This window comes from Microbacterium sp. P2_F9 (assembly GCF_056403635.1).
In genome coordinates this window covers 1-10,543 of record NZ_JBFUFC010000131.1, presented here as the reverse complement: position 1 = coordinate 10,543, position 10,543 = coordinate 1, and the positions used below count along the sequence as shown (strand labels likewise).

At 72.0% G+C, this 10,543-nt stretch carries 6 protein-coding genes; all 6 read left to right on the top strand.

Features of this window, described 5'->3' with window-relative positions:
* On the top strand, positions 1 to 975 hold a 975-nt coding region (locus AC1DVT_RS13630; RefSeq protein WP_477389598.1), incomplete at its 5' end, for an ABC transporter.
* Positions 976 to 1,461 carry a hypothetical protein gene (locus AC1DVT_RS13625; protein ID WP_477389596.1) on the top strand — a complete coding sequence of 162 codons (486 nt, stop codon included), beginning with the start codon at positions 976 to 978 and terminating at the stop codon, positions 1,459 to 1,461.
* 69 nt (positions 1,462 to 1,530) lie between these two features.
* Positions 1,531 to 2,187, top strand: coding sequence for a spermidine/putrescine ABC transporter substrate-binding protein (locus AC1DVT_RS13620; RefSeq protein WP_477389594.1), 657 nt, complete (start codon positions 1,531 to 1,533; stop codon positions 2,185 to 2,187).
* 123 nt (positions 2,188 to 2,310) lie between these two features.
* The gene (locus AC1DVT_RS13615; RefSeq protein WP_477389593.1) at positions 2,311 to 3,447 is read left to right on the top strand and encodes a serine/threonine-protein kinase; all 1,137 of its coding nucleotides are present in this window, start codon (positions 2,311 to 2,313) and stop codon (positions 3,445 to 3,447) included.
* 1 nt (position 3,448) lies between these two features.
* On the top strand, positions 3,449 to 9,394 hold the full coding sequence (locus AC1DVT_RS13610) for an Ig-like domain-containing protein (protein WP_477389591.1): 5,946 nt from the start codon (positions 3,449 to 3,451) through the stop codon (positions 9,392 to 9,394).
* 44 nt (positions 9,395 to 9,438) lie between these two features.
* Positions 9,439 to 10,401 carry an AAA family ATPase gene (locus AC1DVT_RS13605; protein ID WP_457101856.1) on the top strand — a complete coding sequence of 321 codons (963 nt, stop codon included), beginning with the start codon at positions 9,439 to 9,441 and terminating at the stop codon, positions 10,399 to 10,401.
* Positions 10,402 to 10,543 lie beyond the last annotated feature (142 nt).

The window sequence follows — 10,543 nt, the reverse complement described above, 5'->3', positions numbered from 1 at the left end:
GGTCTCGCCCATGCCGAGGCCGCTGGGCGCGACGCGGTCCCGGACTCGGACTCGGAGCAGCCGAGCACGGAAGCACCCGCCGAAGAACCCGCCGTCGAGTCGGCGCCTGCGGCAGAAGCGGAGCCCGCAGCAGTGGCGCCGGCCTACGTCGAGCCGGAGCCCGCAGAGCCCGCCTACGTCGACCCGGCCTACCTCGAGCCCGAGCCGACTGCGGAGGAGATCGCCGCAGCGGGTGCCGCGGCCGCCGCGAACGTCGAACCCGCCAACGTGGAGCCCGCCTACGTCGAGCCGGCCTACGTCGAACCCGAGGCCGACCACAACGGCGCCGCAGCGGCAGCCGCTGCGGCCGGTGCCTACGCCGTGGCACCCAGCGAGCCGGTCGCCCAGGCGCCATACGCCGTCGCACCGCAGCCCATCTTCGTCCAGGCCCCCGAGCCGCCCCGCCCGCGCGGCAACCGCGCCGCAGCCGGCGCGATCGGCCTGCTCGCCACCGTCTCGTTCGCCGTGCTCTACGTCGCCGCATGGCTCGGCATCGGATTCGTCACGGGCGACATCTCGACCGATGACGTCATCACCCCGCTCACGACGGCCGTCGAATCCTGGGTGTTCTGGCTGCCGATCGTGCTCTTCTTCCTCGGCTTCTGGCTGCTCGGCGCGATCATCAACCGCGGACGCTGGGCCCATTGGGTCATCTTCGGCATCTTCGTCGGCGTCATCTCCTGGGCGGGTTATGTGCTCGGCATCCTGGTCCAGGAGCCGTTCTGGATGCTCACCCCGACCGAGGGCGTCGACCTCGTCAAGGACAACCTGTTCGCGCCGCTCGCCGTCGCCGCCTTCATCATCGGCCGCGAGCTGACGATCTGGTTCGGCGCGTGGGCCTCAGCGCGAGGCAAGCGGGTCACCGAGCTCAACCTCGAAGCGAACCGCGAGTACGAGCGCACCCTGGAAGCGGGTCCGCAGATCTATCGTCAATAGGTGACCGAAACCTCGCGGCCCGAGGGCGGACCTGTCCGCCCGATCGTCGCGCTCGGTCTCGCGGTCGCCGCTTTCGTCGCGCTCCTGATCTGCGGGCTCGGCGTGGTGAGCCTGCTCCTCGACCAGGACGTGCTCGCCGTGCCGGGTCTCGGGCAGATTCCCGGCATCCTGGGCACCGCCTTCACGACGGCCGGGTTCGCGGTGTCGCTCGGGCTATGGCTGCGCCGCCCGCATCCGTCGTTCTGGGGAGCGGCCGTCACCGCCCTCGTCTGCGTCCTCGCCTACATGTTCGGGGTGTGGTGCGGAGCGGCGCTCGGGGGCGCCGACCTCGCGGCGGCTGCGGCGGCCGCCGGAGGCGTGGTCACGTCCTGGTTCGGGGTGGTGATCGCGGCATCGGGCGCGATCTGCGCCTGGGGAGGCATCGCCCTCGTCCGCACCAGAGCGCAGCGGCCGCGCTGGCCATGGGAAGACCCGTTCGACGAGTAGCCCTTTCGAGAGAGGGACGGATGCCGCGGCATCCGGTCGCGACGCGTGCTCCAGTACTACGGTTGTGACGTGGAGCGCTCGCTCGAAACCCAGGTAAGCCAGGCGGTGGACGCCTGGCTGCGCTGGCTGCCGCGGTGGGAGCCAGCCACGCATCGTGGCCGGATCGCACCATGCCGCCGCTGCTTCGGCTCACYGGTGCTCTCCGCGGCGGGGCTCGGGTCTGACGTTCCGCACGGCGTGCAGCACGGACTGTCGACCCGCGTGAAGACGATCGTCGATCACTCGGTCGCGGAGTACACGGCCAAGAACCTGCCGATGCTCCAGGCGGAGCTCGACCAGCAGGCCGCGCGCAACCGCGCCCGCAGCTATCGGCCGGCGGAAGGACTCGACCCGGAGTTCGAGGGACTGCCGCTCGATCCCGAGCCGGTGGCCGGCGCGCCGTTCCTGTTCACGATCTCGGGTCTCGCCGAAGAGGTGGATGCCGACATTCCGGCGCTCCCGCCGCTCAGCGCCGACGCGAAAGCGGCGCTGCGCCAGGAGGTCGGGCTCGCCGACGACTACGCGAACATGGTCGGCCGCGAGGTCTGCGCGGTGCTGCTGCACCATCGCCTGCGCATCCAGGCGGCGATCACGCAGTATGTCGAGCCGCAGATCGAGKCGATGCTCCAGGAGCTGACCCGCTCACTCGACGCGCCGTTCAACCCGAACGAGCCTCCCGCGCTCTGACCGGCGCCGCTCCACAGGCTCGAGGGTGGCCAGCAGGCTCCCAAGGCTGATTTGCTAACATTGCCGGGCTCGCGGGCGCGGCCCATCGGCCGCCGACCGGCGGCAGAGAAGGTGGGAGGACCGGTGGCTGCACGCCTTCCTTCGGCGCCCCCGATCCTGCCGGGCCTCACCTACATCCGTCCGCTCGGCTCCGGCGGCTTCGCCGACGTCTTCCTCTACGAGCAGGACATGCCTCGGCGCGATGTCGCCGTCAAAGTGCTCCCGAGCGACGTGCGCGACCCCGAACTGCGTCGCATGTTCAACGCCGAGGCCGATGTCCTCGCCCACCTCTCCGCCCATCCGTCGATCGTCACCGTCTACCAGGCCGGCATCTCGGCCGACGGCCGGCCGTACATCGTCATGGAGTACTGCCCCGGATCGCTCACGCAGCGGTACCGCATCGAGCGGATGCCGGTGCCGGAGGTGCTCGAGATCGGAGTGCGGATGGCGGGGGCCCTGGAGTCCGCCCACGTGGCCGGTCTCGTACACCGCGACGTGAAGCCGAGCAACATCCTGGTGACCACCTTCGGGGCCCCTGTGCTGGCGGACTTCGGCATCTCGTCGTCGCTGACGAAGAACTCGGCCGACGAGATGCTCGCCATGTCGATCCCGTGGAGCGCCCCCGAGGTGGTGGGCGAGCAGACCGCCGGCACCGTGGCGAGCGAGGTCTGGAGCCTCGGGGCGACCGTCTACTCGCTGCTCGCCGGGCACAGCCCGTTCGAGCGGCGCGAGCGCGGGCAGAACACCAAGGAGCTGCTGCGCCGGCGGATCGCCCGGGCCACCTACACCGCCATCCCCCGCACCGACGTGCCGGCGTCGCTCCAGCACGTGCTGGAGCGCTCGATGAGCCGTGACCCGCGAGAGCGGTTCCCCTCGGCGCGCGCGTTCGCCGAAGCACTTCGCGAGGTGCAGGTGGAGGCGGGCCTCGCGCCGACGGCGCTGGAGGTGCCGACGGCGGAGTGGGCCGCGGCATCCGTTCCGGTGGACTTCACGGATACCGCGATGCGCGGGACGACCCGCAGCACGGTGCCGCACAACGGACGCCGCAAGGCGCGACCCGATGCCGCGCTCGCCGGTCTGGTCCGCGACGAAGACACCGAGATCTCCTCGGTGACGCGGTCGCCGAAGCGCGTCGGACCATGGATCGTCGCAGGCGCCGCCGGGGTCGGCCTCKTCGCGGCCGTCATCGCCGCAGTGCTCGCCTTCACGGGGGTGCTCTGATATGCGCCGCCGCACGGTCGCCGGCCTCGTCGCCGCGGCGGCCGCCCTGGGGCTGATCGTCGGCGCCTGGTTCGTCTGGCCGGGTCTCGACGCGCAGGAGACCCCCGAGGTCGACACCTCGGTGTGGGCGCTGCAGACCGGCGACGGACGGCGCTACGCGCGGGTGAACACGAGCATCGGCGAGCTGGACACCGTTCGCAGCGTCAGCAACCCGAGCGAAGTGGTGGAGACATCGGATGCCGCGTTCCTGTTCTCGGACAGCTACAGCAGGCTGACGAAGATCGACGAGTCGCTTCCGGTCGACCTCGACGATGACGCGCTGCGCGCGTCGCCCTCGACCCCGGCCGGCACGACCGAGGTCAGTGCCGCTGGTGACTTCGTCGCCTACCGGACCGACTCGGGCGCCGTGTGGGTGGGGCGCCTTTCCGCCGGCGAGGCGGCGCAGCTCGATCCGGCGTCCGGGGCGCAGCAGAACGCGCCGGAGTACGCCGCGGATGCGATCGCCGTCGATGCGCGCGGGCGGCTCTTCAGCTACTCCCGTGCCGACGCGGCCGTGCTGCGGTACGACATCGCGTCCTCGGAGGTGCTCGGGCGCGATCCGCTCGTCGCCGAGGGACTCTCGACGCCGGCCATCACCGCGGCCGGGGATCAGTGGGTCGTCGTGGACGCCGACGACGGCGACGCCTGGCTGCGGGGCGAACGCGCCGCCATCGCGACCGGCACCACGGGCAAGGTCGTCGTGGGTGAGCCGGATCCGAACGGCACCGAGGTGTACCTCGCGTCCGAGACCGGGCTCGAGCGCGTGCCGGTCGACGGCTCGGCGCCGGTGCGCGAGGTCGGGACGGGTCAGACCGTGCTCGGCACTCCGGCGCAGCCCATCGTCCACGGCGGCGAGGTCTTCGCGGCCTGGCTGCCGGCCGGCGACGGCGGCGGCGTGCTGTGGGACTCCGGGTCGGCGCAGACGACGCCGCTCGACTACGGCGCGCCCGCGCTGGGCGACCAGCGCCGACCGGTCTTCGTCGCGAGCGACGACGCCGTCATCCTCAACGAGACACGCTCAGGGTGGGTCTGGACGGTGCCGGACGGACGCTTCGTCCCATCCAGCCAGGACTGGTCGCTCGACGACCGCACGGACGCGGAGTCGCAGCCCAGCGAGGAGCAGCTCTCCCTCGTGATCGATCCTCGCCCGCCGATCGCCGAGCCGGATGCCTTCGGCGTGCGCGCCGGCGACCTCACCACCCTGCCCGTCCTGATGAACGACCATGACCCGAACGAGGACGTGCTCTCGATCGACCCCACCTCGGTGACCGGCCTCGACCCCGGCTTCGGGACGGTGTCGATCACCGATGACGGACAGCGGCTCACGGTGCGCACCACCCCTGAGGCGCACGGCTCCGCGTCGTTCAGCTATGCGGCGACCGACGGCACGAGCGCCGGCGGACTCCTGTCGGCCCCGGTCACCGTGACGCTCACGGTCGCCGCAGCGGCCCAGGAGTCTGCGCCGGCCTGGTGCGGGGTGCCCGGATGCCTCGTCACGTGGCCGGAGCCGGAGGTCGCGCGCGGCGGCACGGTCACCGTCCCGRTGCTCGCCGGGTGGGTCGACCCGGAAGGCGACCCGCTGCTCCTGCTGTCGGTGGAGGACGCCTCCGGCATCGGCAGCGTGGCCGCGACGCCGGCCGGGGAGGTCGTCTACCAGCACTCCGACGACGGGAGCGGGACGACCGAGCTCATCGAGCTCACCGTCACGATGGCCGATACGTGGGGCGCCACGGTCACCAAGCCCCTCCTCGTGCGGGTCTCGCCCGAGCCGGTGATCGCCGTGCAGTCGTTCGCGGTGGTGGACACCATCGACGCGGGGATGAGCATCGATGTGGCGCCGCACGTGACGGGCACCGCGGGCGCGATCTCGCTGGAGTCGGTGCATGTCCTGGACGAGGGCTCCGCACGCGCGACGGTCGTCGGCGGCACCACCGCCTTCGACTTCGCGGCAGCGCTGCCCGGGGTGTACCGGGTCGACTTCACCGTCACCGATGGCCTGAGCGAAGCCACCGGGACGGCGCGGATCACGGTCCTGCCCGCCGATGCCCCCGCCGACCTCGCCACTCCGCCCGTCGTGGTGTTCGTCCATCCGCAGGAGGACGCGACGGTCGACGTGTTCGCGGTCGCGTCGAACCCGACCCGGCGCGTGCTGCTGCTCAGCGACGTGGTCGCCCGGGCCGACCGCGGAGCGATCCTCTCCGTCGATGCGGTGGGCCAGGACCACCTGCGGGTCTCCGGGGCGACGCCTTCCGGCGCGGCCGGGCGCCTGGGAACGGTCACCTACACGATCAGCGACGGCACCGACGATCGCGGCTCCAGCGTGCAGGGCGAGGCGACCGTGTACCTGCTGCCGCCCGCGCCCGAGCTCGCCCCGATCGCGGTCGATGACACCGTGGTCGTGCGTGCCGGCGCGCAGATCGACATCCCGGTGCTCGACAACGACATCGCTCCTGCCGGAGGGCGCCCCACGCTCGATCCGTCATCGGTCGTCTCGTCGAGCAGCGCCGCGCTGGCGTTCGGGTCCGGGGGAGTGCTGCGATATCTCGCCCCCGCCACGCCGGGCGAGTACGGCGTCAGGTACGGGATCTACACCTCCGGCGCCCCGTCGCTCGCGGATGTCGCCGATGTGCGCATCCGCGTGCTCCCCGATGATGCGAACCGGGGGCCCTCGCCGGAGACCCTCGAGGGCCGGGTCCTCAGCGGTCAGAGTTCGACGATCGAGTTCGACGGATTCGGCATGGATCCGGACGGCGATGTCGTCACGCTCGATCGCATCGTCACCCAGCCGCAGAGCGGCGTCGCGACGGTCTCGGCCGATGGCGAGTCGATCGTCTACACGAGCGTGGCGGGATTCCGCGGCCAGGTGTCGTTCCGCTATCGCGTAGTCGATGCGCTCGGCGAGACCGGCGAGGGCACCGCACGGGTGGGCGTGCTGGACGGCCAGTCGAACCCGAGCCCCATCACCTTCACCGACTATGTGCAGGTGCAGGCCGGTGCGGGCAATTCCACCCGGGTCAGTCCGCTCGCGAACGACCTCGACCCCACCGAGGGCACGCTCGCCCTCGAGAACGTGCGTCCGGATGTCGCGCCCACGCTCGACGACGGCTCCGCAAGCCCCGAATACGCGCGGCTCGCCGGCCGGATCGAATCCACCGCCGATGGCACTGTGGTGATCGCGGCCGGCACCGAGCCCGAGACGATGTCGTTCCTCTACGACGTGGTCTCCAGTTCCGGCAACACGGGTCGCGGCCTGATCGTCGTCCGGGTCGTGCGCGAGAGCGTTCCCGACTACCCTGTGGTCGCCGACACCGTGCTGACCGTCGAGAACCGCGAGGATTTCACGCAGGGGGTCGATGTCCTCACTGGCAAGACGACCTGGTCGGCCGGCGACATCGACGGGCTCGAAGTCGGGCTCTGGGGTGGGCAGCGCGGCGTAGCGGTCGACGGCTGGGAGCTCAGCGGCGATCTGCCCTCATCCACCCGCATCATCCCCTTCGCGGTGACCGGCGAGGGCCCGTCCGGCCCGGTGACCACCTACGCCTTCCTGCGCGTGCCGGGCGACGACGATCTCTCGCTCGTGCTGCGCAGCGGGGTACGGCCGCCGGAGGTCGATGAGCTCGCCGAGGTCACGTTCGACATGGCCGACCTGGTTGCGGCGCCCGGTGACGGCGGGCTCGAGGTCGGCGCCGACATCCGCGCCTCCGGCGCGCGCGCCGACGCGACCTGCGAGCCGGCATCGGGCACCGAGGTGCGCTACACCGCCGGCGCGGCGGCGCCGTGGACGGATGCCTGTCAGGTGCCGGTGCGGCTGTCCGGCCAGGACGACTGGACCTACCTCTCGGTGCCGATCGTGGTGCACGCCCTCGACCCGCAGCCCGAGCTGCATACGGCGTCCGTCACGGTGGGACCGGGCGAGACGACGACCTTCGATCTCCGGCAGCTGACGACCTGGCAGCTGCGCGACGACTGGAGCAGCATCGAATACGCGCTCGCCTACGACGGTGCCGCGTTCGATGTCTCGCTCTCCGGCTCGACCGTGACGGTCGTCGGCTCCGACCGTGCCGTGGCCGGGGCGGAGGAAGCCGCGGTGGTCACCGTGACCAGCCATCCTGGCGTAGCCCCGGCCCGCCTGATCCTCCGGGTGGGCGCTGCGCCCTCCACGCTCCCGCAGGGCGGGTCGGTGTCGCAGCAGTGCTCGCAGGCGACCGGAACGTCGTGCACCATCTCGGTGATCGGCGCCGCCGGCGAGGTCAACCCGCTGCCTCGGACGCCGCTCGAGCTCATCGACGTGCGCGCCACCGGCGCGTGTGCGGATGTCTCGTTCCAGGTCGCCTCGGCATCGGCGGTCAGGGCCACGTGGGGCGCGACCGCACCCGGCGGGTCCTGCACCGCCGTCTTCTCCGTCCAGGACGCACAGGGCAGGCGGACCAATGCCGAGCGCGACGGCCGCCTGGTGCTCGACCTGCAGGGCTTCCCGCAGACGCCCGCGAGCGTGGCGCAGACCGGCTTCACCGACGGCGAACTGACGCTCCGCGTCGACCCGGGCGAGGCGGCCCAGGCCTACCCGGCGCTGTCCGGATTCATCATCCGCTCCGACGGCCGCATCGTGGCGCGCTGCGGCGCGGACGGCGACTGCCCGGCGATCAGCGCCCCGAACGGCGAGCAGCGGACCTATGAGGCCGTCGCCGTGAACGCCGTCGGCGAATCGCGCGCCAGTGTGCGGACGGTCGCGTGGGCGTACGACCCTCCCGCGGCACCGGGGTCCATCGTGGCCGCACCGGTCGTCACCGACGGCGAGGGCGGGATCGTCGCGCTCACCATCGACGGCATCGACACGGACCGGACGGGCGCGATCGAGGTGACCAGCCCGGCGGGGGAGACCGTGCGCGTTGCGGTGTCCTCGCACGATCGGCGCATCGAACTGCCGGCGTACCGCGTCGGATCGAACGTGTCCTCTCCGATCACCGTCACGCCGTACACGCGCTATGAGCTCCCGGCGGGTCTCGGCGGCGACGTGTTCGGTGCGGCGACGACGATCTCGGCGAACGGCATAGGGGCGCCCCGCGACCCGGTCCTGACCCTCAGCGCCACCTCGATCGGCGACGGCACCGCCACGGTGACCGCCACCGCCTCGGCGACCCTCAACGGCGACGGCTCCAGCATCCGCTTCGGCATCGTGCGCGACGGCGACCGGTGCGCCCCCTCCGACGACGGCGCGACGGCGGTGTTCGCCGGGCTCGCCGACGGCGAGGAGTACCGCTTCGTGCTCTGCGCGGAGTCCTGGTTCGATGGGGATTCGTTCGGGCAGGTCACCACGTCGGCGACCGTGCGGGCCGTGCAGACCGGGCGCGCGCCGCAGGGCTGGACCTTCACCGTGGACGGCGTGCCGAACGTCACGGACAGCCGTGCCGAGTGGCTCGTGCGCGCGCAGCCGGTTTCGAGCGAGCGGATGCCGAACAACAACCACGTGGAGTTCTCCGGCTGGCCCGCCACGGTCTTCGACCGCGACCCCGGCATCACCGTCCGGTATGTCCACGATCGCTGGGGCACGGCGACCCCGTGGGCGAAGGTCGTCCCGGCCGCGGGCAGCGCCCCGTACCAGCTGCAGGCGACCTGGTCGGTGCAGTCCTGCGTCGGTGGGAGCATGCTGACGACGCGCGGCGATTCGTCCGCCACACCCCTCGGCAAGGCCGCGATCTCCTTCGCCGATGCCGGGCTCACGTTCTACGACAGCGGCAATGCCGTGCTCCCCTACACGGCGGGGTCGTGGCAGGTTCCCGTCGGCGCCGTCCGCGTGGCGGGGATCGGCGTCGCCGTCAGCTGGAGCGCCCAGAACTGGGGCCTCTCCAATGCATCCGCCGTCCTCAGCGCCACCTGCCAGCCGAATCTCCCTCCCGCCACGCCATGACCGCGCTGAAACCCGCCCCCGCCGAACCCGAAGGAAGAACCCGAATGACCATCACCCAGGAGCAGGCCACCTGGTTCGCGCAGACCTTCGCCCAGCTCGCCGACAACGTCGAGCGAGCGGTGCTCGGCAAGCGGCACGTGGTCGAGCTGGTGCTGGCGGCGATGCTGAGCGACGGCCATGTGCTGCTCGAGGATGTCCCCGGCACCGGCAAGACCTCGCTGGCGCGGGCGATGGCGCAGTCCGTGCAGGGCACCAACACCCGGATCCAGTTCACCCCCGACCTGCTCCCGGGTGACATCACCGGCATCACGGTCTACGACCAGGCCACCGGCAAGTTCGAGTTCCACTCGGGTCCCGTCTTCGCCAACATCCTGCTGGCCGACGAGATCAACCGGGCGAGCCCGAAGACGCAGTCCGCCCTGCTGGAGGTCATGGAGGAGGGCCGGGTGACGGTCGACGGCGTGTCGCACCAGGTCGGCGTGCCCTTCCTCGTGCTCGCGACGCAGAACCCCGTGGAGCAGGCCGGCACCTACCGGCTGCCCGAGGCGCAGCTCGACCGCTTCATGATGCGCACGTCGCTCGGCTACCCCGACCATGCGTCGACGGTCCGCATCCTCGACGGCGCCGCCGTCGCCACCAGCGAACTCGCCGCCGTCATCACGCCGCAGGCGCTCGTCGGCATGGCCGACCTGGCGCGCGACGTCTACATCGACGCGCTCGTGCTGGACTACATCGCCCGGCTCGTGGACGCCACCCGCTCGGCCGACGAGGTGCGCCTGGGCGTCAGCATCCGCGGCGCCCTCGCGCTCACGCGCGCCTCGCGCACCCGCGCCGCTTCGCTCGGCCGCACCTACTCGACCCCCGACGACGTCAAGGCGCTCGCCGTGCCGGTGCTCTCGCACCGCCTGATCCTGCACCCCGAGGCCGAGTTCGACGGGGTCACGCAGGAGGCCGTGGTCGGACAGGTGCTGCTGGATGTCGCGCCCCCCACGCGTCGCGAGGCCTGATGAGTCCCACCGAGACCCGGATCAGTCGCACGACCGCCGCAACCGGCGGCGCGAACGAGACGACCGTGCGCACGGTCGCGACCGGCGCGGGCGGTCGCCGGCTCGTGCGCGCCGTCGTGTGGGCGACCGCGTCGCTGCGCAG

Excerpts from the sequence above, each read along its gene's own strand:
- AC1DVT_RS13605 (WP_457101856.1), top strand. The coding sequence starts at position 9,439 with ATGACCATCACCCAGGAGCAGGCCACCTGGTTCGCGCAGACCTTCGCC.